This window comes from Polyangiaceae bacterium, from assembly GCA_016715885.1.
Classification (GTDB): domain Bacteria; phylum Myxococcota_A; class Polyangia; order Polyangiales; family Polyangiaceae; genus Polyangium.
In genome coordinates this window covers 136,101-160,281 of record JADJXL010000025.1, presented here as the reverse complement: position 1 = coordinate 160,281, position 24,181 = coordinate 136,101, and the positions used below count along the sequence as shown (strand labels likewise).

The 24,181-nt window shown below is 58.7% G+C and carries 18 protein-coding genes; 7 read left to right on the top strand and 11 right to left on the bottom strand.

The window, feature by feature from the left end; all coding sequences use genetic code 11:
• Window positions 1-31: 31 nt before the first annotated feature.
• Window positions 32-586, top strand: coding sequence for a GNAT family N-acetyltransferase (locus IPM54_35705; protein ID MBK9265114.1), 555 nt, complete (start codon window positions 32-34; stop codon window positions 584-586).
• An 18-nt stretch (window positions 587-604) separates the two neighbouring features.
• On the opposite strand, the gene IPM54_35700 is transcribed toward IPM54_35705, so the two are convergent.
• From IPM54_35700 to IPM54_35690, 3 genes are all read right to left on the bottom strand, one after another.
• A complete protein-coding gene (locus IPM54_35700; protein ID MBK9265113.1) occupies window positions 605-3,508 on the bottom strand; it encodes a hypothetical protein in 2,904 nt (967 codons plus the stop codon).
• A 178-nt stretch (window positions 3,509-3,686) separates the two neighbouring features.
• On the bottom strand, window positions 3,687-4,970 hold the full coding sequence (locus IPM54_35695) for a hypothetical protein (GenBank protein ID MBK9265112.1): 1,284 nt from the start codon (window positions 4,968-4,970) through the stop codon (window positions 3,687-3,689).
• Window positions 4,971-5,025: 55 nt separating this feature from the next.
• Window positions 5,026-6,363, bottom strand: a complete 1,338-nt coding sequence (locus tag IPM54_35690) for a DUF4403 family protein (GenBank protein MBK9265111.1) — start codon at window positions 6,361-6,363, stop codon at window positions 5,026-5,028.
• 88 nt (window positions 6,364-6,451) lie between these two features.
• On the opposite strand from IPM54_35690, the gene IPM54_35685 reads away from it, so the two are divergent.
• Together IPM54_35685 and IPM54_35680 are read left to right on the top strand one after the other, a co-directional pair.
• Window positions 6,452-7,159: an AgmX/PglI C-terminal domain-containing protein gene (locus IPM54_35685; protein MBK9265110.1), complete on the top strand. Its 708-nt coding sequence runs from the start codon at window positions 6,452-6,454 to the stop codon at window positions 7,157-7,159.
• A gap of 21 nt (window positions 7,160-7,180) precedes the next feature.
• Complete coding sequence (locus IPM54_35680; GenBank protein MBK9265109.1) at window positions 7,181-8,860, top strand: hypothetical protein; 1,680 nt, start codon at window positions 7,181-7,183, stop codon at window positions 8,858-8,860.
• 1 nt (window position 8,861) lies between these two features.
• On the opposite strand, the gene IPM54_35675 is transcribed toward IPM54_35680, so the two are convergent.
• The 3 genes from IPM54_35675 to IPM54_35665 form a co-directional block, all read right to left on the bottom strand.
• A complete protein-coding gene (locus IPM54_35675) occupies window positions 8,862-9,503 on the bottom strand; it encodes a class I SAM-dependent methyltransferase (GenBank protein MBK9265108.1) in 642 nt (213 codons plus the stop codon).
• Between the two features lie 218 nt (window positions 9,504-9,721).
• Window positions 9,722-11,032 carry an adenosylhomocysteinase gene (locus IPM54_35670; GenBank protein ID MBK9265107.1) on the bottom strand — a complete coding sequence of 437 codons (1,311 nt, stop codon included), beginning with the start codon at window positions 11,030-11,032 and terminating at the stop codon, window positions 9,722-9,724.
• Window positions 11,029-12,066, bottom strand: coding sequence for a methyltransferase domain-containing protein (locus IPM54_35665; protein MBK9265106.1), 1,038 nt, complete (start codon window positions 12,064-12,066; stop codon window positions 11,029-11,031). Before IPM54_35665 ends, IPM54_35670 begins: the two co-directional genes overlap by 4 nt.
• Before the next feature lie 251 nt (window positions 12,067-12,317).
• On the opposite strand from IPM54_35665, the gene IPM54_35660 reads away from it, so the two are divergent.
• Window positions 12,318-14,315 (top strand): alpha-glucosidase, encoded by a 1,998-nt coding sequence (locus IPM54_35660; protein ID MBK9265105.1) that lies wholly within the window; start codon window positions 12,318-12,320, stop codon window positions 14,313-14,315.
• Between the two features lie 58 nt (window positions 14,316-14,373).
• Here IPM54_35660 and IPM54_35655 read toward each other — a convergent pair whose 3' ends face one another.
• Window positions 14,374-14,952: a hypothetical protein gene (locus tag IPM54_35655; protein MBK9265104.1), complete on the bottom strand. Its 579-nt coding sequence runs from the start codon at window positions 14,950-14,952 to the stop codon at window positions 14,374-14,376.
• 328 nt (window positions 14,953-15,280) lie between these two features.
• Here IPM54_35655 and IPM54_35650 point away from each other — a divergent pair, with 328 nt between their 5' ends.
• Window positions 15,281-19,159 carry a hypothetical protein gene (locus IPM54_35650; GenBank protein MBK9265103.1) on the top strand — a complete coding sequence of 1,293 codons (3,879 nt, stop codon included), beginning with the start codon at window positions 15,281-15,283 and terminating at the stop codon, window positions 19,157-19,159.
• Between the two features lie 161 nt (window positions 19,160-19,320).
• Here the strand turns inward: IPM54_35650 and IPM54_35645 are convergent, their stop codons facing one another.
• The 3 genes from IPM54_35645 to IPM54_35635 are packed head-to-tail and all read right to left on the bottom strand — an operon-like array spanning window position 19,321 to window position 20,817.
• Complete coding sequence (locus IPM54_35645; protein MBK9265102.1) at window positions 19,321-19,962, bottom strand: hypothetical protein; 642 nt, start codon at window positions 19,960-19,962, stop codon at window positions 19,321-19,323.
• On the bottom strand, window positions 19,940-20,167 hold the full coding sequence (locus tag IPM54_35640; GenBank protein MBK9265101.1) for a hypothetical protein: 228 nt from the start codon (window positions 20,165-20,167) through the stop codon (window positions 19,940-19,942). Before IPM54_35640 ends, IPM54_35645 begins: the two co-directional genes overlap by 23 nt.
• A complete protein-coding gene (locus IPM54_35635) occupies window positions 20,164-20,817 on the bottom strand; it encodes a hypothetical protein (protein ID MBK9265100.1) in 654 nt (217 codons plus the stop codon). The genes IPM54_35640 and IPM54_35635 overlap by 4 nt, the downstream gene beginning before the upstream one ends.
• A gap of 512 nt (window positions 20,818-21,329) precedes the next feature.
• Between IPM54_35635 and IPM54_35630 the strand changes: the two genes are divergently transcribed.
• A complete protein-coding gene (locus IPM54_35630; GenBank protein ID MBK9265099.1) occupies window positions 21,330-22,400 on the top strand; it encodes a hypothetical protein in 1,071 nt (356 codons plus the stop codon).
• A gap of 187 nt (window positions 22,401-22,587) precedes the next feature.
• Here IPM54_35630 and IPM54_35625 read toward each other — a convergent pair whose 3' ends face one another.
• Window positions 22,588-23,268: a hypothetical protein gene (locus IPM54_35625; GenBank protein MBK9265098.1), complete on the bottom strand. Its 681-nt coding sequence runs from the start codon at window positions 23,266-23,268 to the stop codon at window positions 22,588-22,590.
• Window positions 23,269-23,482: 214 nt separating this feature from the next.
• On the opposite strand from IPM54_35625, the gene IPM54_35620 reads away from it, so the two are divergent.
• A complete protein-coding gene (locus IPM54_35620; GenBank protein MBK9265097.1) occupies window positions 23,483-24,172 on the top strand; it encodes a hypothetical protein in 690 nt (229 codons plus the stop codon).
• Window positions 24,173-24,181: the final 9 nt, after the last annotated feature.

Here is a 24,181-nt window from a genome sequence, read left to right as displayed (position 1 = left end):
CCCGCGCGCCGATTTGTGACACCATGCGCGCATGATTTCGTTCGATCCGTTTCCCATACTGGAAACACCTCGCCTCGTTTTGCGTCAGCTCGTGCCGTCCGATGCGGAAACGATGTTTCGTACGCACTCGGATCCTGCGGTTGCACGGTATCTCGGTCGTGATCCCGATGTGGACATGGAGCCGACGTTGCGGCGCCTGGAGCAAGTCTTCGAGGCCATTCGCGAGCACACGGGGATTCGCTGGGGCATCACGTTGCGCGGGGATCCGACGCTCATGGGCACGGTGGGGTTTTGGAAATGGAACAAGCCCCACTTCTACTCGGAAATCGGCTATGAGCTCAATCCCGCGTATTGGAACAAAGGGTACATGACCGAAGCGGTCGGTGCCGCTCTGCGATTTGGATTCGACCACATGGAGTTGCACCGCGTCGAAGCGAACATCGATCCGGCCAATACGGGGTCACGTCGCGTCCTTGAAAAGCTGGGTTTTACCCGGGAGGCGTTGTTTCGGGAGAATTGGTTTCACGGCGGGCGTTTTACCGACAGCGCCATTTATGGCTTGCTCAGCCGCGAATTTCCGCGCTGAACGACGAATCTTGCGGCATCAATCGTCATCGTCGTCGAATTCGTCGTCGAGCTCGTCATCGTCGGCGTAGTCATCCAATGAATCGAGCCTGTGGCCGCGAACGCGAGCCCGCTCCTCGGCTTCATCGAGCGCCGACAGGAGCGCTCGCGCAACCTTTGCATTCGCACCTCGGCAGCATGCCGAGATCTCCGCGCGAATGTTTGGCCGATCGAACAATGCCTGCGATATCACGGCCCTCGCATCGGAATGCGTGCCGTAAAGCGTGAGCACCATCGGAATCACTCTGGGCGAAGCGAGACGCGCAAGTTGACCGCCAATCGCAGCCGCGTGCGTCACTTGCGATAGACGTTTTTCGTATTTCGCGAGCATCCCGTCGCCAGCGAGCGATACGAGAAACACATCGAGCGGGGAGGGCGGCGTGTCCGGATCGAGCAGTTTGTCGCGGAGCCATTCGGGCGCATCCGCAACATGCGCATAATCACCCTCGCATCTCGCGCCGCGTTCGGCTGCTGCACGACCGTTCACCGCGAGGTCGAGCATTCGGGCAGTTTCACCATCATGGGCGCGAGTCGCGAGCGCCCGCAGGCGATTCGTTGCTGGTCCAACGAATCCGTCCGTACGACGTAGCACGTACCCAAGCTCGAACACGGCGCGCGCAAGTGCCGGTCTGTCGAAAGCCCACGCCTCGGGCGAAAGCTTCGCGAGTGCCTCGGTGAAAGCATCCACGACCTCTGCGCTTCCCACGAGCGCTTCGAGCAGCAGAACCATGTCGGGACCCGTTCGGGCTGGGACGTTCCACGTGCGCAAAACGAATCCTTCGACGAGACGCTTCGCTTCGGCTGTATGCAGCATGCGATCGATTTTCATGGCCGCGGCGATGCCGCGATCCATCGTCGCCCACTTACGCTCGGCCAAACCACACACCCGCGTCCACATGCAGGCCGTGCGGCGTGGCCAGAACGATCGCTGCCCTGGATGATCGGCGCCTACGAGGTACAAGATCGCTTGTTCCGCTTGGCCTTTTTTGTTCTGCGACGCCCCGTGCAAGAGCCACACGCCATGCGGATAACCGCGCGACAACGCGAAGCTCCAGTAAGGCGTGATGCCCATCCCTCCGGGCGACGCTTCGAGCTCGAGCGGACTATCGTTGTCGGCCCACGCATCACCTCCCGCATAGCTTCGCGTTTCGGCGAGATTCGGAATCCACCGTTCGGGGCTCGAGTTCGCTTCGCCCGGCAGACGCGTAATTTTTCGCCGGGCACGTAGCGCCTCGACCATCAGCACGAGGTCTTTCGAAGCCGAAGGAAATTGGTCTGTCCGGAAGTACTCGAAAGCGTCGAACGAAAACAGGCGATGGGCGGAGGAAGCAATTCCCGCCGCCGTGCGAAGGTCACGATCGGTCGCAAAGAGAAGGCGTTTGTGACGCTGACAAAGGTCGACGACCAGCGCTTCTGCGGGCGTCACGAGCCGCAAGTGGGATTCGTCCGCGTGGTTTGTCGGAGCGAACGAACGCGGCAGCCGAGCGTGTACGCGCAGCTCTTCGCCCTTCACGCGCGCGGTGGGACGTTTGACGTGTACGCTGATCTCGTCGGCCGGAAGCGGCAGAGGCACGATCCGCGGGGCGTCGGAATTCGCGATGGGACGGCCGTTTTCGTCGCGTTCGCCGAGCAGCACGATCTGCCCCGTGATCCCGTCGACGAAGTCGCCCTCGCCAATCTCGATGTTGTCCAGCCCGTCGGCTGTCGGGTCTACGAGATCGTCGCTTGCCCGCCGTTTGCCCGCGCCCGGACCATACGCGAACATTTCCCACGTGATCGGCGATTTGCCGTTTTGTCGGTGCACGATCTGCTCAATGACCAGCGCGTCTCCGTGCCGAGACGCATACCCCGATACACGCATCGCAGCCGTGGTGTACGTGGGGCTGTCCCAGAGCGGGATCTCGTCGCGACGAGCTGCATCGTCGAGCTCGGCGATGGTCCACACCGGGCCTCGGGGTTCGTCATGTACGTCTGCCTCCGCCAAGAGTTTTTCCAGCTCGTCGGGCAAGCGCGTTCGCGGCAAGTCGAACTTTTCGGTGTATCGTTCTGCTTCGGCGAACCCGAGCGATTGCTCCAGCGCTTCGCGCACGGCACCTCCGAGCACGGTGGCTCGGTCACGTAGGAGTGCGTCGGCGCGCGCATGGCCGTCGTAGGCGAGTTTTGCAAGTTGCCCGTAGAACGTCGGATGCAGCGTCATGAAGCGGCGAGCGATGTCGAGATCATCGGGGCGTTTCGGATCGTCCGATGAAGGCTCTTCGTCGTCCTCTTCGTCGTCCGCAACGTCGTCGCCGTCATCGCTCTCCTCGTCGTCGTCCTCGTCGTCGTCGATGTCATGCTCGTTGACGTCGGCGCGTGTCTGCACGGCGGATGGACGTGCTCGCGGCTCTACGTGCGCGGAAGCGGCATCCGTCACTGCGTGGACGCGCAATGCGAGCTCGAGGGCGCCGGTCGTTCCGATGGCGAGCAGGCAGGGCACGACGCACGAGGGCACGTTGACGAGCACGCCGTCGTCGCGCAGGCGGCTTTCGATCCACGGCAGGATGCCCATTCCGAAACGTTCGACGGCGGCGGTGTTGCCGCGACCGCGTCCACCGAATGCCCACTCCATGCGTTTGGCATGACGAACGAATTCTTCAGCGTTGTCGAGCGACAGGAGGGCAGCCCAGACGCGATCGCTTTCGAACACGCGCGAGCCTCCGACGAACTTCGCTTTGCCTCGACGAAACACATCGACGGACGCGAGAAATCGCCGCGCTTCAGCAGACGGAAGCAGTCCTCGAGCGTCCGTGCGCTTCACGCGCGCCGCACGCATGGCAGCAGCGACCTGAGGCGAGCTCGCCACGACGCTCACTGCATCGGACTTGGACCCCTGCTCCTTCTTCATCGTTCGTTTCGACTCGGAAGGAAGATGCTAGCGAGCGGGCCAGCAGATGGCTATGGGCTGTTACGTGTCGAGACGTGGCGTGACGATCGCGAGTCTGCTGCTTGCGAGAACGTTCGATTGATTCGTACAATGAAGTTCTTCGCGAATTTCCAGACGGCGAATTCGTAAACGGTCGCCATTACCCCTTCATATCGTGTGCGAGCAGCTTTGCTCCCGATTCAAACAATACCTCGACCTTCGTCCCATCCACTCGCCTCACCACGCCCCGGCCAAACTTCGAATGCTCGAGGACCTGGTCCACGACAAACCTCTCCGAGCTCCGATACAGCGTCGCAGGTTTGCCCTCGTGCGAAGCCATCGCCTTTTTCCACGCTTGCTCGGCAAGCTCTGCTTCCGTCGGCTCTTTTCGTGCGCGTTTCGGATCCCGAAATGGATCCCAATGCGATGCATAACGCAAAATCGAAGTCGCCAGATCGGGATGCGCTGCGGCCCACACGTCGTCGAACAACACCCATTGTTCGTGCCCAAAGAAACTCGACGTGTGCGGCGAGAAAAACGCCGCATGTTTGCCCAAGTGAATGACGCTTTTCGACGGATCACCGTCGAGCTCGAACGCTCCCGAAACCTTCTCGAACTCGCCTCGCGCATTCGCATGCGAGCCCACGCCGAGGTGCGAATGATTCGTTCCCGAAGCAACCGCGCGCAGCGGATACGCCGCGCAACGCGTGAGCGCAGGCGCGATTGAAATCTGCCCCGGCTCGATCATCGCTCGCAAAAGCCGAAGCTCGATCGGCCACGTTTCGAGCCACTCCTTGGACCACGATGCCGGCTTCTTCGTCGGCATGACGTTTCGCAAGTGCGAAGCGAGATCCGGCAGCCTCGCACCTGGAATCACAACCGGGTTTCCAGGCAACGAGTCACCATCGTAGAACGTGAAAAGACACGCGTACGTGCATCCTTCACCGTCACCCGCCGGCACGATTTCCTCGAATTTGAACGGCGGATTGTACACGCTCTCCGCTTCACCATCGGGCAATCGAGGTTCATCGTGCAGAAGCCACGCGAGCCGTTCGGGATGCGCTTTGGCCGCTTCATCGTCGAAGAAGTAATACGCGAGCGCCACTTCGTCATCGTCCGTCAAGACGCGCAACGAGTGTTCGTCGATGCGAAACTCGCCCTCGACATACAAGTGTTTCTTCAGGAGTTTTTCCAAGTCCGCGATGCTCTTCGGAGCGCGCAGCGAGTGTTCCTTGGCAGCCTCGAACAGCGTGCCGAAACCGTAAACGTAGCCCCCGAGCTCGTTCTGGTAGAGCTCGTTCGGATCATCGGCCGTGCGCGCTTCGTTGATCATACGAGTGAACCACGCGAGCACCGAGGGTGCCTCGAGGCGCCGGATGCGGCGCGAAAGCGGCCCTTCATAGTGTGATCGATACACGAACCAAATGCCCGGTTGGTCCTTCACGATGACGTCCTTCCTCGAATCGACGACGGCGGGGTTTGTCTTGGATGCGATGATGTCATGGACAAGGCATGTACATGGATGCGCTCGCGTTCGTGGTCACGTAAACGCGCATGTAGCTGTTGTGTACGAAGACCGAGCTGACCTCGATCTTGTGCACTTGCGCTTTGACACACCCCGCGCCGCCGGCAAACGATAGATCCGTGGACAGTTTGTCTTTGACGGCCTTGAGGCGTTCGCTGATGTCCAGTCGAAGAGCTGCTCGTGCTTGTCGCTTGATTTCGTCGGCATCCTTCGTTGCTTTGAGCCCCAACAAAAAATTCGACGTCTCGATCGTAGGCTCCAGATCGGGAATGCTGAGCTCGTTGTCGACGACCGCGGGTGTGCCCGTGAGGTACAAGTCGCCATCGAGGTTGGCGCTGATGCCGTATTTTTCAACGGGTCCGCCGATGTGCATTTTGAGGATGATTTTTTCACCCGAAGAATACAGCTCGGGTTTTTCCAAGTATATCTTCGGGTGATCTTTGGAGAAAAAGAGTTTTCCGTCCGTGAAAACCATACTCATTGCTTTGGCGAGCTCGTCGTGACGAGCGGCAATGGGGGTGACCACCGTAAACGGACCCGTGGGCAGCGACGCGACGTTTGCCAGGCGCGGCAATTCGCGGGTCATGTCGGGCGGCGAGCAGGGAATGGTGACCGAAGGCATCACGACGAGCGCGAGGTCCTTTTCGAAGCCATCGGCAAGCACCGTCGGTCCAGCTTCGACGCCGACGACATCGAGCGATGCGCAACCCGTCGCGTCGCCAAGGGGCAATTCCATGGGGCGACGAATGCGATCGTGCGCTTCGGCAATCGTGGGAAGAAGGTCATGCGAAAAGTCTTGCAGCTTGGATTTGATGGCCGATTTGATTTTGGGCAGAATGTCCGCGGCCGCGTCGGCGGCTCGGATGACGCGATCCTCGCTTTGCACCGTGACGTCGATGGATTGCAGCTTCGCCGAATATTCGCTTGAAACGATGGGCTCGGCGTAAATGGTGACATCGAGCGGTACGTCGAGGCTGCTGACGGGCATGTCGGCATTGGCGTCAACATGAACATCGATGCCGATGCGGCCTTGATGAAATCGCACGGACAAGTCTCCGCGGCGCCACGTGTACTGGCGTTCGGTGCCGAGCATGGGGAAGGTGCCTTGGCCGGTGCGAGGAATGGCTTGTTCGAGCGACTCGCGAAGGGACGCGCCGGTGATCGTCGCGTGAAGAACCACGCGTGAAGGGGTCGGATCGGCGATGGGCTTTGCAGCGGAATCTGCGGGCCGCGAAGGGTACACGGGCATGGCGGATCCGCAACCGAGGGTCAAGACGCAGGTAGCAATGGCAAGGAGCAGCGGCTTCGACATGCGCGCAAAATGACCGCGGCGGTGGGCATCTGTCAACCCAAAGAGCAGGGGCTATGCACCAAGTCTCGACCATGGTAGACGGCAATACGTGTGGTCTTTCCTCGTCGCAGGGCTTTTTGCCGTCTTCATTCTGGGCTGCGGAGGCAACGCCCCGCCTCCCGCACGAGAAGCTCCGAAACCGGCAGCAGCAGCCACGGATGAAGCTCAGGCGACGCCCGCGGCGCGCTCGGAAATCGGAGGTCTCAACGAAGACGCCGTGGCTCGCGCGTTCGAACGAATGAACGACGACGTGCAGAACTGCTTCGCCAAAGGGACCACGAAAGTGAGCTCTCTCGGCGGGCACGTCAAGATGAAGCTGCGAATCGATCAAAAAGGAGCGCTCAAGTGGGCTTACATGAGCGAATCGACGCTGGGCGATCGCGACACTGAAAAGTGCTTGCTCGACGCAGCGCGAGCCAAATCGTGGCCCCTGCCCATTGGAGGCGATGGTTTGGCGGAGCGATCGTACGACGTCGACCCGCCATCGCCCGTCAAGGAGCTCGACGCGAAAAAATTCAAGGTCGCCGTGTCGCTCGTGCAAAAAGAAACGGCGAAGTGTCGCAAAAGGGGTACGTGGGGAACCGTATTTCGCGTAACCGCATACCTGCGTTACGATGGATTACCGGTCTCCGTGGGTGTCGCGCCACCCAATGAAAAAGGCGAAGACGTCGTCGATTGCATGATCAAAATCATCAAGAAAGTCAAATTCGGAGGGATTGGACGCCGCATGGGCAAACTCGGATTCGACTTGCGCTGATTGCTTCGCTCATCCGAGGAAATGATGGAATCGCAGGCTGACCAAATCGATCTTTTGCTTGCGAGCGCGCGCGACCACAAGGCAGTGCTCGAAGATGGATTGGCGGCCGATTCGGTGATCTTGGCGCCGAAGCCCAAGAAGGACGAGTCTCAGCTTCGCGCGCGTCGAGATGCCGAGCGTAGTGATCTTCGATTGCAGCGCTGGGGCGTGATCGTGCCGGAAGGAAAAACCGGTGAAGCGTTGCTCGAAGCGATCAAGCCCCTCGTCGCATTGCGCAGCGAAGAACAAGGTGCACACCCGATGGTCTTCGAAGTGCCACCTGGGTTGAATCGGAAAGAATCCAGAGAATGGATTTTCGATAAATATGAGGACGAAGATATCGACGAGGCGGAAAGGCCACTCTATTTGTGCTTGCTAGGCAGCCCCGAACAAACTTCTTTCGAGCTGCAACATACTGTCGGGCACCGCGCGTACATTGGACGGGTTCATTTCGAGAAAAGCAATGGCGAGGTCGACCTCGACGCGTATGCCGCGTATGCGAAGAAAGTCGTGCGCTATGCGCGAGAAGGCGTTACCTCGGAACGTCCAGACCTCACCTATTACGTAGCGCCAGATGGCTCGCGTGCGACGAGAAACGCCATTCCGAAATTGGTTTCGCCAAGCATCGAAGCGTCGGAGCGGTCGGTCGCGAATGGCCGTCTCAACGCGTCGATCCGGCAGCTCGAGGTGGATTCGGTCGATTCATTTTTGACCGCCAATGCGAGCCCTCGACCCTCCGTGCTTCTCTCCGTGAGTCATGGCCTCGGCGGGTCGCCCGATGATTACAATTCCGCCGACGAACAGCGAATGCGCCAAGGGGCGCTCGTGGTCGGGCGCAAAGAAGTCCTCGATGCGGAAGCCATGACCGGAAAAACGTTTCTACCGGGTGGATTGTGGCTATTCTTCGCGTGTTTCGGAGCCGCAACGCCGTCCACGAGCGAATATTACAAATGGCTCGATGTGCTAGCGAAGACTGGCACATATCAAAATTCCGCAAAGGCCGTGCTGAGCTCTCTCGCGATGTCGGGCAGAGGCTTCATCGCCGCATTGCCTCAAGCGGCGCTGCGAAATCCCAATGGACCGCTCGCAGTGATTGGGCATGTCGATCTGGCGTGGAATTATTCGTACGTCGATCCGAATAGCCCTTCAAAAAGTCGTAGCTCCAAGTTCACGCGCGTTTTGCACACCATGACGCGAGGAGCGCGTGTCGGATGCGCTCATGACGAAATGATGGAACAGTTTCGCGAAGCAAACTTCGAGCTGAGCTCGATGTACGACACAGCCGAAGATGCTCGAATCGCTGGTCGACCCGATCCGACGGATCCCAAAGCGAAGGCGCGAATATGGATGCTTCGCAATGACTTGCGCGGGTACATCCTCTTGGGTGATCCAGCCGCGCGATTGCCTCAGGCCGAGCTGAATGGCCGCACGCCCGCGGAAGCTCCGGAGCCGCCCGTCGTGGAAGTCCAAACTGCGGCACGAACCCCAACGTCGATACCCATTTCGCAAGACACGAAAACGGCGGCCGTGCAGGCATTGCTCGAAGGCAACGAAGCCCCACGCGTCATTGCCGAACGCGCCGGTTGTTCACTCGCAGAGCTTTTTGCGTGGTTCGATGCGCACCGCGCAGCCGAGCGGAAAAAGCAGATGGACGGCTTGTGACTCAAGGCTTCGACAAGATGAATACGCCAAGGCCATTCCAGAAATTGCGTCCCGACGTCGTGCCTTGGCCGAGCCATCGTTCCCAGTCGATACGCAATCCGGCTTGTTGAATGGCGTCGCGCGTACTCTTCTGAATGATCGGATCTCTCCAATCATCGACGAGCAAAATTGCGGGATTCGCGAGCAACGGCGCAGCGGCAAGAATGTTGTCGCGCGTTGCGGCGTAGCTATGATCCCCATCGTAAAAATACACTCCAATGGGACCGCGCACCAACCCTTTACGGAACATGGTGAGCGATTTCATATCGTGAAATTCGACGGTGGCGGAATTCTCCTTGTACCGTTCGACATTACGATAAAAGGCAGCTCGAGCGGCAAAGCCCCAGCCTGTGTACTTGTTCCAAAAGCGAAATTTGTCACACGCAATGCAATGCTTTCCTTTGTTGCCGTAGGCAGCGGAGCAAAGCGTCAAACCTTTGAACGTGCCGATCTCGAGATATTTTTGATCGGCGGGCATGGCCGCGACGAGGCGGTTCAGGAAGTTGCAGACTTTGGGATCGGATAACCCCTCGATCTCGACGAGGTGTTTTGCACCTTCGAACTCGTTGTTCTCGCTGAGGATTCGTTCGACGATGTTGGACATGCTGGCCGCGCGTGATGCCAGAAGAACGCGACCGTGTCAAGACAAGAATGGAATTGATGATAGATTGATGTGAGGTCGAAGGCGGGGTATTTCGGATTGGAACCGAGCCTAAAGTTGAACGCTCGCTGCGCGCGCGTGGGACGCGCGCACGGCGAGGCTCGGCCCCCCCAAACCCCCCGAGTTGGCCTAATTATGCGTTGGCGAGGACCCGGTTTCGGTCAGTACCGGTAGTTTTCGGGCTTGAAGGGACCGTCGACGGGCACGCCAATGTAATCGGCTTGGTCCTGCGTGAGCTTGGTCAGCTCGACGCCGAGTTTGCCGAGGTGCAATGCGGCGACTTTTTCGTCGAGCTTCTTCGGAAGCAGGTACACGCCAATGGGGTATTTCTCGGTCCAGAGCGCAAGTTGCGCGAGAACCTGGTTCGAGAACGACGTGGACATGACGAACGACGGATGGCCCGTTGCGCAACCGAGGTTCACCAGGCGCCCGCGCGCAAGAACGATGAGCCGCTTGCCATCGGGGAAGATGAAATGGTCGACCTGCGGCTTGATGTTCTCTTCGCGGATTTCAGGGTTCTTCTCGAGCCAGCTCAACTGGATCTCGGAATCGAAATGGCCGATGTTGCAGAGAATGGCCTCGTCCTTCATCGCGAGCATGTGTTCGCCACGGATGACGTCCTTGCATCCCGTGGCGGTGACGAAAATGTCACCAACGGACGCAACGGCTTCCATCGTGCGCACTTCGTAGCCTTCCATTGCGGCTTGCAATGCGCAGATGGGATCGACTTCCGTAATGATGACGCGCGCGCCGAGGCCGCGGAGCGATTGCGCGCAGCCCTTGCCGACATCGCCATAACCACACACGACGGCGACTTTGCCGGCGAACATCACGTCCGTCGCGCGCTTGATGCCGTCGCCGAGCGATTCGCGGCAGCCATAGAGGTTGTCGAATTTCGACTTCGTGACGGAATTGTTCACGTTGAACGCGGGCACGCGGAGCAGCCCTTTGCGATGCATTTCGTACAGGCGATTGACACCCGTCGTCGTTTCTTCGCTCAGGCCCCGAATCGGGTCGTCGCCCTCGAAAAGTTTTTGGTATTTGTCGTGCACCATGACGGTCAAGTCGCCGCCGTCGTCGAGCAGCATGTTCGGGCCTTTGCCGCCCTCGAATGCATAAATCTGCTGCTCGATGCACCAATCGTACTCTTCGAGCGTTTCGCCTTTCCACGCGAACACGGGAACACCCGCGGCCGCAATGGCGGCAGCCGCGTGATCCTGCGTCGAATAAATGTTGCAGCTCGTCCAGGTGACCTCGGCGCCAAGCTCTCGAAGCGTTTCGATGAGCACCGCCGTCTGAATGGTCATGTGCAAACAGCCGGCAATTCGAGCGCCCTTCAGGGGCTTTTGTTGACCATATTCGGCGCGAAGTGCCATGAGACCCGGCATTTCCTTTTCGGCAATGCGGATTTCTTTCCGACCCCAGTCGGCAAGGCTCATGTCAGCGACTTTGTAGCGGGGTGCTGCGCTCATCGTTTCCTCGTTTCTTTTTCGTTGCAGGCCAATTGTGCCTCGTCGCGCCGGCCTACCAAAAGCTGCCAGACGAGGTTTCTATCCGGGCCGTCTCCTTGCCAAGCGCGAGGTAAACGGCGAATCGTAATGCCCGAGAGCCCCGATGCCTCGGCCAAATTGCGTAACGTTTCAGGGTCGAAACCCTGCCACAAATCTGCTTCCTTCTCGCAAAGCGCCAAGTCGTCGTGCGCCTCGTAGTCGATGACGCACACCGAACCACCATTCGGTTTGGCCAAATGGAACAGTGCATTCATCGCGCGCGCCGGCTTCGGCGCATGGTGAAGGACTCGCGCCGCCACCACGACATCCGCTCCGCCATGTTCGGCGACGGCTCGCAAGACGTCCGGCCCGTCGTATTCACCGAGAAAAAGCTTTACATTGTCGAGCTCCCGGCGACGAACACGTTCCTCGGCCAGCGATATCTGCGCTTCAGCCCGATCGATACCCATCACCACATCGAATAAAGGCGACAATAGCTCGAGCAGCGCGCCGTCCCCCGTGCCCACGTCGACCGCCAACGCTCGATGAGGCAATAGCGGCGCAAGTGCGGCCAAATACGCGCCAAATTCAAGCGGCGGACCAGCCCTCAAAGGACGTCCGCCACGCGCAAAAAACTCGCGCGTCGCCGCATCACGCGTCGATATGACCTCCGCAATGCGACCAAGCGTGCCATCGGCCGAACATGCAGCCGTGCCCGAACGTACCGCATCCGCTACCACTGGATCCGCCATCACCCCAGGCGTAAGCCGAAGCAGCGTCCACGTCCCCTGTTTTCGAGCTGACAAAAGACCTGCGTCCCGAAGGGCCGCCGCGTGCCGCGAAATCTTCGGCTGTCCTTCGTGCAAGAGCTCGGAAAGCTCGCCAACTCCAAGCTCCTCGGACGCCGCAAGCGCCAAAAGACGCGGCCGCACGGGATCCGCCAAGAGCCGGTACAGCTCCCACCGATTGGTCGCATCCGTCGAAAAACGACCACTCGAACCCGACGCGTCTTGCACGACGCTCTATGTATGCGTTCATCTGCATGAATGCAAGAAGAAAGTTGGGCAAATTTTTGTTGGTTGCATTGCGTTACGTAAAAGAGGTTGGGGCCTTTTGGAAGTTGGACGGCTCTCATTTGAAAAATGAGGTTGGCACCTTTTGGAGGTGATGATAGGCAACGAACGACCGAGCTTGGGCGCAGGTTTCTGATGACAGAGCGCACGTTCATCTATAGGTTGCATGCATCGGACGCGTCCGAAGGTGGGCCATGATTGGGATCGAAGTCGGAACGGACACGCTACGGATTTCGCTTCGAGGAAAGCTGATTCTCGAGCATTCGGTCGCGCGGCCGTTCCTCATGCTGGCCGAAGGTACGCCGGCGGTGCAGATGCACCGTGGCAATTACAACATTGCCGAGACGGTGCAAAATCCCATAGCAGCCGGGCCATGGGTTCTGCACGCGGCCACGACCGACGATGTGCTCATCGAGTTTCCGAACATCGCTCGCGTGCGCATTTTTCTTCAAAATGACGGCGCTCTTTTCATCGAGTTATCGGGCACGCTGAAGCGATACAATCGATTGCGCATGTCGCTCGTGGCAACCCAAAACGAACACATCTACGGCGGCGGCGAGCAATTTTCAACGCTGGATTTGCGTGGCAAGAAGCTGCCCATTTGGGTGCAAGAAAAGGGCATCGGGCGGGGCAAGGACCTCATTTCGGTCTTGGCCAATTTGCATTCGAAATCCGGCGGCAGTTGGGATACGACCTATTTTGCGCAGCCGACGTTCGTCACGGCCGGCGGTTTGTCGTGTCATGTCGAATCGGGCGCTTATCAAGAGCTGGATTTTCGATTTCCTGACCGCCATGGCATTTACGTATGGGGTATTCCCACGCGCATTCGAATCGACGTAGGGGACATGCCCGACCTATTGTCGCGTTTGTCCGCGTACCTTGGAAGGCAACCCGAGCTGCCATCGTGGAGTTACGATGGATTGTGGCTGGGTTTGCAAGGTGGGCGGGAGGCCGTTTCGACGAAGTTGCGTCGCGCGCGCGAGGCGGGGATCAAGGTGGCTGCCATTTGGGCTCGCGATTGGGAGGGCGGTCGCCCGACGGATTTCGGCTCGCATGTATTCTGGAATTATCATTACGACGCCATCTTGTATCCAGATTTGCCGGCATACATCGAACGGTTGCGCGAAACCAACGTGCGTTTTCTGGGATACATCAACCCGATGCTCGTGCCCGAGGGTGACATGTATCAATATGGGCGCGCCAAAGGGTATTTGGTGAAGGACGCCCAAGGAAACGTGCTGCACGCCGATTTTACCACGTTTCCTGCAGGAATCATCGATTTCGACAATCCGGATGCGCGCCGCTGGTTCAAGAGCGTCATTCGGCAAAACATGATCGACATCGGCATGAGCGGCTGGATGGCCGAATTTGGTGAAGCATTGCCGCTCGATGCGGTGCTCGCGACCGGGCGTAAGGGAATCGACGCGCACAACGATTATCCGATGATGTGGGCGCGCGTGAATCGAGAAGCCGTGGAGGAAGCCAACGCACTTGGTGAAATCGCGTTTTTCATGCGTGCGGGTTATTCGGGAAGCTCGCGTCATGCCACGGGTCATTGGGCTGGCAATCAATTGGTCAATTGGAGCTACGATGACGGGTTTGCCACGGTCATCCCTGCTGCATTGAGCCTCGGGTTTTGCGGCATTGGCCATCACCATGCCGACATTGGCGGGTACGCGACCGTCGCGTGGATCAAGCGGTCGAAAGAGCTACTTTTGCGCTGGTGCGAGCAGGCGGCGTTTTCGCCCATCATGCGCACGCACGAAGGGAATCAGCCCGGCCGCAATTGGCAATTCGATTCGGATGCGGAGACGCTCGCGCACTTTGCGCACATGACGCAAATGTACGTGCGGCTCGGCCCGTACCATCGCGAGGTCGGCAAACAATACGCACAAACGGGCCTGCCGCCGATGCGCCACCCATGTTTGCACGATCTCGCGGACGAAACATTGCATTCGCTGCAATACCAATATCTTTATGGCCCGGACCTCATGGTCGCGCCGGTGTTGAAACCCGGTCAAAACGAATGGCGCGTCTATTTGCCCAAGGATTCGTGGGTGCATCTCTGGACGGGCCGCGGGTATGACGCTGGTTGGCACGTCGTTCCCGCACCGATAGGGAAACCGCCCGTATTTTTCCGCGAAGGATCCAAGTTCCGGCCGTTATTCGAAGCCATGCGCAAGATTCGCTGACCGTTGCCTTGCACGAATTGCCGTGCGGTTAGCCCTTCAAACCAAATCGCAATCGTTCTTACCGTGAAAGCACGTGTACTGCGACGGTGGGTTCGCCGGACGCCGTCCAAAATGGTGATGGCTTGTGCCGCCCGTGGAAGGCATTTCCCAAAAGCCACCCGACACTGCGCAGGATCAAGCCCAACGCCGCTCTTTCGTGCACTCCCGGCGGACAGCCACCAATGGCAAGCCGCCCATGAATTCCTCCCAAAGATGCCCCGACGGCCGCATCGAGCTCGCTGCCTTGAAGTACGAAAAACCGCGTGGCAAATCCGACGAAGGGCGTGCGCGGTGAATACAAGCTATTGCCTGCCGGGGTTTTGCAGCAATCCGTGTATGCGCGGAACACGCCTTTCTGGGAAAGACGCATCGCACGCAGTTTGTCCGCCCCCGCCACGATACGAACGCGCGAAGGAGCCACTTGAACGATGTCCGTGCCTCCTCGGTCATTCATGATGTCGTAACGCCCCAAAAATCGCGCAAAGGCTTGGCAATCGTCGCAATAACACACGGCGCGATTGATGGTCGCGGGCGACGCTTCCGAAACGAATCCTTGCACCGCTCCACACGCGCATCGAAGCTCGACGTCGGTACTCATGAGCCAGCGCTATAGGTGAGCGACGAAGCCATTCCAAGTCCGAATTCACGCCGAGGCGCAATTTCGACAGTGTTCGTCCCCGGCATCTCAGTCACCTTGTACGCAAGGCATTTCACATGTTCGGCGTACATTTTTACAAGACGCTGCGTTCGAGGATTTACGCGTGTAATCGACCGCTCCAGGAAGCGGCGATCCAACATGCATTGGCATGTCAGACGAAGCTTTCGAACAGCGTCTTGAATTTCGTACAGCCCTGTGGCAACGAAGCAGAACGCGCTCGACTGTCGAGCGCTTGCTCTGTGATATTCGTCGCAAGGAGCATATCTGCATGAAATCAATCGATTATGGCACCTCGTTGGGGTTTGCCAAAAGTTTATGGGTTGCCATCGCGGCAGTCCTCGTCGTTGGATGTAGCTCGGGGGTCTCGGATGACGGGACCGGAGGTTTTGGTGGAGCCGGTGGAGATGGCGGTTCATCGAGAGAGCGTTTGGACGATGTCGTCGTGAACGACGATTGGGAAAGTGCGGAGCCTGGATCGCCCGATCAAGCGGCGATCGTGGGTACGCCGCCTTCGGCGACCGCGTGCACCATGGGATCTCAATGCCCGACGGGGTATTGTGTCGATGGGTTTTGCTGCGACCAAAAATGCGATAACAAATGCATGGCGTGCAGCGCTGCGAAAAAGGGTAGTGGAGTCGACGGCATTTGCGGATCGGTTGCGTATGACACGGATCCGGACAACGATTGCCCCTTCGGCGCGTGCGACGGGAAAAACATGTGCAAGAACTACAATGGTTTTTCTTGCACATCCTCTGCGCAGTGTTTGTCCAAGTATTGCGTCGACGGATTCTGCTGCAACAACATCTGCATGGGTGCTTGTAACGCGTGCAGCGCTGCGAAAAAGGGGCAAGGAGCCGACGGGGCTTGTGGCCCGATCAAAGCCGGGCTGGATCTCGATAGTGAATGCAATCCTGGTGAATGTAATGGTTCTGGCGCGTGCAATGCGAGCCCGCAGCCGCAAGCTCCCAATGGATCGCCCTGTGCGTCGTCGGCAATGTGCCAATCGGGATTTTGCGCCGATGGCGTGTGCTGCGATAGCTGGTGTCTCGGTAATTGCCAAGCGTGCACGGGTGCGAAAAAGGGTGGCGGCGCCGATGGTGTCTGTGGTTTCATTGCCAACGACAAAGACCCCGACGAAGAGTGTTGGGGTGGCGCGTGTAATGGCGCAGGTGTTTGCAAGCAATACAACGGCGTGCCATGCACGAACAAGACGCAGTGTTTGTCCGGGTATTGCGTCGATGGCGTTTGTTGTGGCAACGTCTGCACCGGTTGGTGTTCTGCCTGTTCCGAGGCCAAAAAGGGTCAAGGTTACGATGGCGTCTGTGGGCCCATTAAATATGGCCGCGATGTGGACAACGAATGCTCTCCGGGCGAGTGCAATGGTGGAGGTGCATGCAGCGAGCCGCAAACTCCGTTGCCCAATGGTACGGTGTGCGTTGCCGGCGCACAATGCGCCTCGGGCAATTGCGTCGATGGCGTCTGTTGCGAAAACGCATGTCTAGGCACCTGCTATGCCTGCACCGCCGCCAAGAAAGGCCAAGGAGTGGACGGGACGTGCGGAGTGATTGCTTCCGAGCTCGACCCCGACAGCGAGTGCAATGGCGGGCGGTGCGATGGCAGTGGCGTTTGTCGTTACTACAATGGCGCGCCCTGTACTTCGGCCGGGCAATGCTTTTCCAAATACTGCGTCGACGGCTTCTGCTGCGGCAACGTCTGTTCCGGGCCTTGCCAAGCATGTTCGGCGGCGAAAAAAGGCGGCGCCAGCGCCGACGGCGTATGTGGGCAGATTCCCGCAAGTTACGATCCGGATAACGAATGCAATCCCGGTGCATGCAATGGCGCCAGCGGTTGTACTCAGCCTCAAGCGCAAGGCCCCAATGGTGCAGCATGTACCCTGGCCACGCAATGCACCTCGGGTTGGTGCGTGGATGGGGTTTGCTGCAACGCTCCCTGTGCCACGACGTGCCTCGCCTGCACCACAGCAAAGACAGGCCAGGCGAACGGCACGTGTGCCTATATCGCGAACTTGACGGACCCCGACAATGAATGCACGAACGGCGATTGCAATGGTGCCGGCGCCTGCGTCGCATCCTCGAACTTGCCCAATGGTTCGACGTGCAGCACTGCATCGCAATGTCTCTCGGGTCAATGTGTCGACGGCGTCTGTTGCAATACGGCGTGCACCGGCGTTTGCGTCGCCTGCACGGCAGCGAAGCAAGGTCAAGGTACCGACGGTATTTGCGGCCCGATCAAGTACGACTTCGATCCCGAAGCGGAATGCGTCGATGGCGCCTGCAATGGAATCGGCGTGTGCCAATACTACAACAGCGCTCCGTGCACCCAGGCTTCGCAGTGCTTGTCGAATTATTGTGTCGACGGCGTATGCTGCGGAAACCATTGCGGCGGAACTTGTTACGCTTGCACGGCTGCGAAGAAGGGCGGCGGATCCGACGGCGTGTGCGGATTCATCAAGAAAAACAGCGATCCCGACAATGATTGCTCCGGGACCAACGTGTGCAATGGATCGGGCGTTTGCGTAGCCCCCTCGTGCAGCACGAACGCCGATTGCGCGTCGAATGCGACGTGTACGAACATGGCTTGTGTGTGCAATGCGGGCTATGCGGGCGATGCCTATACGATGTGCGCGGACGTCGACGAATGTCAAATGAGCAATGGCGGCTGTGACGTCAACGCGACGTGCACGAATACGCCAGGATCCAGGACATGCGCATGCAATGCGGGTTTTACGGGTGACGGCATTACCTGCACGGACATCGATGAATGCATGACGAACAACGGCGGGTGCGACATCAATGCGACTTGCACGAATACACCGGGATCACGCACGTGTGCGTGCAACATGGGTTATTCAGGAGATGGCATCACCTGCACGTTCTCCGGACAAATCGTGAAGATCCTCGCCGGATATGCCTCCACGTGCGCGCAATCCAACGACGACAAAGTCAAGTGCTGGGGCTACAACATCAGCGGGCAGCTCGGCGTTGGCGACACGAACAACCGTGGTGACAATCCGAACGAAATGGGAGCGTATTTGCCATTTCTCGATCTCGGCGCTGGAAGGTTCGTCGTTCAAATGTCGATGGGTGGAGCTCATGGGTGCGCCATTCTCGACAATGGCGACCTCAAGTGCTGGGGAGCTGGCGCCTATCTCGGCGTTGGCGATAATCTATCCCGTGGCGACGGGCCTGGCGAAATGGGCAACAACTTACCGGCGGTCAATCTTGGTACAGGGAAAACGGCCATCCAAGTTGCTGCCGGGTTGGGCTCGACGTGTGCCTTGTTGAACGACGGCACCGTCAAGTGCTGGGGCGAGAATAACTACGGCCAGCTCGGCCAAGGCGATACGATCCCGCGTGGCGACAATCCCAATCACATGGGCGACAACTTGCTTCCCATCGACCTTGGCACGGGACGAACGGCCACGGCAGTTGCGGTCGGATACCAGCATGCGTGTGCCATCCTCGACAACGGTAGCCTCAAGTGTTGGGGGAATCCATTCCACGGACGATGTGGTTTGGGCGATACCTCGACACGCGGCGATGAACCGGGTGAAATGGGCGATAATTTGCCTGTCGTCGATGTTGGTACGGGAAAAACCGTTACTGCAATTGCTCTAGGTTGGGAGCATACGTGCGCGTTGCTCAACGACGGCAGCGTCAAATGCTGGGGCGGTGGTAGTAGTGGGAGACTCGGGTTGGGCGACCAGGAAAACCGCGGCGACGCTGCGGGCGAAATGGGCGACAACCTCCCAACCGTCGACCTTGGCACGGGTAAAACGGCCATGGCGATTGCCGTGGGTATCTACCATTCGTGTGCCTTGCTCAACGATGGCTCGGCAAAATGCTGGGGACAAAACTTCGACGGGCAGCTCGGTCAGGGCGACACACTTTATCGCGGCGGTGCCCCTGGCCAAATGGGCGACAACCTCTTACCCATCAATCTCGGGACCGGAAAAACCGTGGCGGCCATCGCTGCAGGTGGCAGTCATACCTGCGCAATCCTCAACGACGGCAAGCTCAAGTGCTGGGGATTGAATTTCGATGGTGAGCTCGGTTTGGGCGACACGATCACGCGCGGCAATGCCGGCGGAATGGGCGACATTCTGGTCTACGTCCTGCCATTCTGACGAACCCTCCTGAGCCCCGCCTATTGCAGGGGGCGATTCATCCATCGCCCCTTCGCTTCACGAGTTCGGGGGCCATTCCTCACGGGTTGGCTCGACGTCCGTATTCCCATTGCGGTGCGGACCTTGAAACGTCGCATCACGTGCGAGCGAATCATGCTCCGTCACTCCGCGCCAGCCCAAGCGGTCACGGGGTAGAAAAACCAAACGACATATCGGTATACGAAAAACAGGATCACCAACGCGGCCGCCACGAGCTGGACAAGACTGCCAACGTCCGAACGCGCATCATTCAGGGCGAATACCATCACGCCGACAGCTATCGCGATGAACGTGAGGGGCAGGGTGCCCTCGTAGCCCGTGAAGCGGTGGAAGCACGATCTGCATTGAAATGTAAACGTCGTGATGGATTGCCAGCGGTAATACCAAGTGAAGTAATCGACGCAATCCATTGATTTCCCGCAACGACGGCATCTACGGAGCTGGTTGTTGGTGTTCGCAGACTCCTTGGCGCGCTGGTACATCTCCGCTGTCTTTTGCCCCTGAACACACGACGGGCATATCGGTTCGCCTTTATTGGATAAGGTCGTGTCCGAGCTCAGCACGGAAGTGCCGCACGCAGAACATCGAACCTCGTACCGCTTCGCGACCGCATTGACCGTCGCCGTCGCCGTTGCCGCGTCAAACTTCTTGTCGACCAGCGCCTGCCAGGTTTCCGCCTTGGATCTCCCGGCCTGAAGCATGGCCTCCGCAATCTGCTCCGCGGCCCCCTCGGCCGGTACGTCATTCGTCGTAGGCGCGTTCATGGCTCCTCCCTGCGAATCGATGGCACGTTCCGTACCAGCATTCGTGTTGCGTGAGTGCCGTTCTTTTCGTCTCTATCGCCCCGCATTGCTCCTCGCTTCCCCAATCTTCATGCACGTTCAAATGCTCGATGCCGTCTTGGACCGCATGTTGCGCCAATACGAAGCCGCTGCCGTGTTCATCGAGCCGAAGTCGTTCGTGAATCACTTCAATAACTTCGCAAACGTCAGGATGTCCTGATCGATCCCCGCCAACGTTTGTCCTTCACGAACGGGCGCGGATTTGGAACCTCGATAACTGCTTTTCGTCAGCACCGTTTGATCCGTTAGGCTGACGGCCGTCACGGTGCAATTGTACGTCGAGGACGATGTGCAGTCGACTTGCACGACCGTATCGACCTCTTCTGCTCTCGAGGGTTTCATTTCGTCTGGAAGTGCGAAGGTAGCGGGATGGACCTGGCGGTTGCGGACGTCCACAATGAGTACTTTGCTGACGTTTGGCCGTTTTCCAACGTACTGTTTAAAATACGTTTTCGTGTACGCGGCCATGTGATCGTCGACGTTAAAATGCGTTATTTGCTGCTTTTTGTCGTGAAGCCATTCTCCCCACCAGCGGAAGAAAAGACCGCCCAGAATGCCGTAAACGACCATGACAACCGCAACGGGGAGCTTCAGGTCAATTTCGCGTTCGTCGCGGAACCAATTTCTGAGCGCGTCTGCCCAGATGAACAGGCCGATGATCACGAATAGCGTTGCCGTCGAAACGTGGCTCTTGTAGAGGCCGGTCAATTTGACTCCGACGGCCAAGCAGGCGAGTGCCACGACGGATTTCAACAATGCGGATACCAAAATTTTCATTCAGACGTCTTCCATGTCCGCGGTCAGGACAAACCAGAGACGGCGCGTTCTTTTCAAATCGGCGCACGTGAGTGTGCGGTGCGACAACCTGTGGGCGTTGACGATCGAGTCCCTGTCGAGCGGCATCATAGCAAGGATCTTGCCATCACATGCGGCTTATCTCGAGCGCTGTGCTCGTGAGCTGCTGGGGCGTTGGTGCGCGAATATGGTCCGTGCGTCTGTGGGTTGGATTGTCATGCTATCGTTACACTGTAACGGCGTCGTGACACGTCGAAGCGGGCGATTGTAACGCCGCTGTGACAGTGTTTGCCTCCGGCACCTGTGGTGAAGACCGTTTTCGCTTCAGGTGGCGCGGAGGACCGACTCGTGCACGCTTGCCTCGGGGCCCACTGAACCTGGATACGGGATCGTCGTGTTCTCGATTAACACGCACATTGTGTAAATCTTTTGGACAAACTTTTTCCAAACTTTCCCTTGCTTTTGTGGATCCAGCCGTGTAAACTGGGTGCTCGATGGATCCGAAACACAACGGTTACAACGGTGGTCGAGCGATGTTGGCTCCGGGGACTGTGTCGAGTGTTTCGACGTATGTTTTGCCGAGTCGGGAGCGCACGCCTACGCCGGCTCCCGGGCCGTTTCCGCGAGTCGACGACCATTTGGTCGAGCCGGAAGTGACGCGAGACATCGTGATTCGCGGCGAGCGGATGGTGGCGCAGCCGGCGGAGAAGGACCATGCGGATGCGCATGCTCGTGTGGATTTCGTGCTCTTGGCGCATGTCAAAGATGACCGCACATCGAGCTCGGATTTGTTGACGCGCGTCACTCGAGGGTCGGATTTTGCGACCGACGGCAGTGTGCGGAGGTCTGGAAACGACCCGGCGACCGGAGCGCGGTATTTGGAAGAACTCTCGTTCGAAGTGGTCAATGAGCAAGCCCCGGGCCGAGCGAAACAAAAGGCCGAGGATCTGGCGTATCGTGGGATTCGGCGGATATTTGGGATATTCGTCAAGACGGGGACGGTAGGTGAGTGGTCGCGCGAGAAAAACGAATTCGTGCCGCTCGACGCAGAGAGCTTCATTGAAGATGAAGCTTTGATTCGGCCCATTGCGGTGCGGGCCTTGTTGGATCGGGCGCAAGCAGAAATCGATGTCGCCAAAGCGCTCATCAAGAAAAATAATCCGGAAATCGTCAAACTGAAACGAGCCGCCGAAGACAGAGGTCACAAGAAGGGCCTCGACGAAGGTCACAAGAAGGGCCTCGACGAAGGTCACAAGAAGGGCCTCGACGAAGGTCACAAGAAGGGCCTCGACGAAGGACACAAGAAAGGCCTCGACGAAGGACACAAGAAAGGCCTCGACGAAGGACACAAGAAAGGCCTCGACGAAGGACACAAACAAGGTGACCTGCAAGGCCGCCGCGCCATGCTCCGAGAAATCATGGAAGAGCAATTCGGCGCGCTCACGCCTTCCGTCACAACCCGCATCGAAATGGCCAGCATCGAGCAAATCCGCGCGTGGACCAAAAAGCTCCGGCATGCAACGTCGTGCGAGGATGTCTTTGCCGAAAACGATTCTCTGTCGTGAGCCATGCAAAGGCATTGACGCCCGCAGAGCCCGAAATTGGTTAGCGAGAGATCGCTGCGCGTAGCTTGCAGCTCGAGCGCACGTGCGCGCTGTTTGCTCGACGCGTCGCGCGCGCTCGACCGAATGAAGGTGGCGTCGACGTCCATCCGTACGAAATCTCGCCCGCGAGCCTTTCGGTCACCTGGCGCTAGCTTGAACGAGACAATCGCCGCCCCGCAACCAGGCCAAGTAATGCGAATGCGACGACGGCAAAACCTCCGGCACCTCTCTCGGACGAAAACCCTCCAATAGCGCATCCCGTATCGGATTCGTCATCGCCACCGCCTTGTCCGGGCGCCGCTCCGCCCGAACCGCTGCTGGTCGACGAGCTGCTGCCGCCCATTGCTCCCGAGCCGCCGCCCATTCCCCCGGTTCCGCCAGCTCCGCCGGAGCCCATTGCAGGTTCGACGACGTCGAATTGCACGAGAATGAGGTTGTCCGAGATGAGCTCGTGTGGTCCGAGCTCGAGCGTGCCATTGAAACCAAACAGGTCCGTGTCGGCGCATTTCTTGTTTATGGGGGCGAACGTGCCGGCCACGGGATTGAAGCTTCCGTCGCGAATGCTGAAGGTGGATGTATCGACGGGGGAGGGGCTACAGTTCAATGGTCCGCCGGGCGCGCTGCAGCAGGTTTCGCAACTGGAGGTAAAGGCGAGCGGTGTACCGAGGGGCCAAGTGGCCATCGGAGGCTTGGTGCAATCCTCGAAGGTGAGCTCGGCTTTGCACGACGTGAGGCATGTGGCGTGCGCTGGGGAAGACAGACCCGTGAAAGCGACGAGGGCGGACGAGATTGCGGCAAGAAGGGCGGAAAAGCGAAAAAAGCGCGGCATGGAACCTCCATTGAGGGGCGAGTGTAGAGTGTAGAACGACTCTGGGGGCTTTTGCAATGCTTTCGCTCGAACGAGGGAGATTTTAGGAGGCGCTCAGGAAAATCGAGCCGAGGATACAGTCCCAAGGCCATTTTCACCTACGGAAGCGGTGACTTCTTCTGGGGTTGACATCAATGTCGATACGTGGTCAGGTTCCGCCCGGGAAAGGATGACCATGTTGCATTCACGCGTAAACACAGTGCTTTTTTCCGCGTTGCTCGTGATGATGTTCGCGGCGATGCCTGGTTGCGAAGACAAATCGGCCCAGGCGCCCGCGGTCACGAAACCGACGGCACCGGCGGCTTCGCCGGAGGCGGGAGCGACGACGGCACCTGCGTCGAATGCGGCTGTTGCAAAGCCGGAATCGAAAGTGCGCGATGGGAAATGGGAAGCCCATTCTCCGGGGCGCGGCGTTGCGTATACAGTCGAATCGAAGGGCGATGTGGTCACCTTGAATATGGGCGGGACGATATTCGAAGGCTCCGCACACGAAGGAGGACGTCGCTATAAAACCGCAGCGAATGAATACCTCGTCGTTCCCACGGCTGATGGATTCGAGCTTCGGACGAAAGACAAACCCACCTGGAGCGTCGCGCTATCCACGGATAACGTCGTTTTCACGGCGGACGACAAGAAGTTTTCGTTGAGCAAGGTCGGCGATGCAATCGAAGTCAAAGCCGGAAACGACGTCATTGGAAAGGTGCAGACCGAGGGGCCAAAAGTGAAGGTGACGGATGCATCGGGGGCCGTGAAATGGGACGGGACCGATGGGCTCGTCGGCGCGTGGGGCGTGCTCTTGATGAAGGATATCGGTCAGCCGATGCAGCGATTGCTGTTCACGGAATTGCTCGCGCGCGGACGTTAGTAGCAGCCC

Bases quoted from the DNA above. Each gene is read 5' to 3' on its own strand.
- IPM54_35705 (MBK9265114.1), top strand. From the start codon at position 32: ATGATTTCGTTCGATCCGTTTCCCATACTGGAAACACCTCGCCTCGTT.
- IPM54_35675 (MBK9265108.1), bottom strand. From the start codon at position 9,503: ATGTCCAACATCGTCGAACGAATCCTCAGCGAGAACAACGAGTTCGAA.
- IPM54_35650 (MBK9265103.1), top strand. From the start codon at position 15,281: ATGAAATCAATCGATTATGGCACCTCGTTGGGGTTTGCCAAAAGTTTA.
- IPM54_35635 (MBK9265100.1), bottom strand. From the start codon at position 20,817: ATGAAAATTTTGGTATCCGCATTGTTGAAATCCGTCGTGGCACTCGCC.
- IPM54_35660 (MBK9265105.1), top strand. From the start codon at position 12,318: ATGATTGGGATCGAAGTCGGAACGGACACGCTACGGATTTCGCTTCGA.
- IPM54_35630 (MBK9265099.1), top strand. From the start codon at position 21,330: ATGGATCCGAAACACAACGGTTACAACGGTGGTCGAGCGATGTTGGCT.
- IPM54_35645 (MBK9265102.1), bottom strand. From the start codon at position 19,962: ATGAACGCGCCTACGACGAATGACGTACCGGCCGAGGGGGCCGCGGAG.
- IPM54_35700 (MBK9265113.1), bottom strand. From the start codon at position 3,508: ATGAAGAAGGAGCAGGGGTCCAAGTCCGATGCAGTGAGCGTCGTGGCG.
- IPM54_35625 (MBK9265098.1), bottom strand. From the start codon at position 23,268: ATGCCGCGCTTTTTTCGCTTTTCCGCCCTTCTTGCCGCAATCTCGTCC.
- IPM54_35680 (MBK9265109.1), top strand. From the start codon at position 7,181: ATGATGGAATCGCAGGCTGACCAAATCGATCTTTTGCTTGCGAGCGCG.
- IPM54_35690 (MBK9265111.1), bottom strand. From the start codon at position 6,363: ATGTCGAAGCCGCTGCTCCTTGCCATTGCTACCTGCGTCTTGACCCTC.
- IPM54_35655 (MBK9265104.1), bottom strand. From the start codon at position 14,952: ATGAGTACCGACGTCGAGCTTCGATGCGCGTGTGGAGCGGTGCAAGGA.
- IPM54_35620 (MBK9265097.1), top strand. From the start codon at position 23,483: ATGTTGCATTCACGCGTAAACACAGTGCTTTTTTCCGCGTTGCTCGTG.
- IPM54_35670 (MBK9265107.1), bottom strand. From the start codon at position 11,032: ATGAGCGCAGCACCCCGCTACAAAGTCGCTGACATGAGCCTTGCCGAC.